The organism is Phyllobacterium sp. P5_D12, from assembly GCF_054049495.1.
Map to the genome: position 1 here is coordinate 1 of NZ_JBFUMG010001111.1, position 675 is coordinate 675.

2 protein-coding genes are annotated in these 675 nt (G+C 54.5%); both read left to right on the forward strand.

Features of this window, described 5'->3' with window-relative positions:
- Positions 1 to 192 (forward strand): hypothetical protein (locus tag ACXJ5O_RS28995; RefSeq protein WP_457302918.1); only part of this gene is annotated, 192 nt, incomplete at its 5' end.
- 24 nt (positions 193 to 216) lie between these two features.
- Positions 217 to 675 (forward strand): tyrosinase family protein (locus tag ACXJ5O_RS29000; protein ID WP_457302919.1); only part of this gene is annotated, 459 nt, incomplete at its 3' end.

The window sequence follows — 675 nt, forward strand, 5'->3', positions numbered from 1 at the left end:
CTCGCGTGGTACACAAAAACCTACGCCGAGATGCCGACAGCGAACGCAGTACGTTGGGGAACAACCTACAGCTTCTCTTTTACGTCCACCTCGCCCCCCGCGAACGGAAAAGCAATCCTTCATAAGTTCCAGCCCAGTGAGGGCGCACTCAGCGAGCTTCGTGCGAACATCGTTGCGCCAATATCGCAGTAGGTCCACTTACGATAGGAGGCGAAGATGATTACCCGACGAAGTATTCTCGCTGCAGGAGTGGCATCGGTGTTGATTGGCCGGGCGGAAAAAGCCTCGAGTCAAGATCATAACGTCATTCGACGCTCTGTCGGGGCAATGCTTGATAATGATCCCGACCTGGAAGCATATCGCGCGGCGATCGTCGCGATGCGTGCGCTTCCAGAAAGCGACCCGCGAAACTGGCAGAAGCAAGCTGCAATTCATCAGAACTTTTGCCCCCACAATAACTGGTATTTTTTGCCGTGGCATAGATCGTACCTGCACTCGTTTGAGCTCATCTGCCGGGAGCTTTCCGGTAAGCTCGATTTTGCCTTGCCCTACTGGGATTGGACCGTCGACCGACAGATGCCAAGGCCTTTCAGAGAAAGTGACGGAAACGTACTTTACCACGATCGTCCCGGCTTCGAAGCGAACGATAGTCTCCCCGATGACATGGTAGGCGAC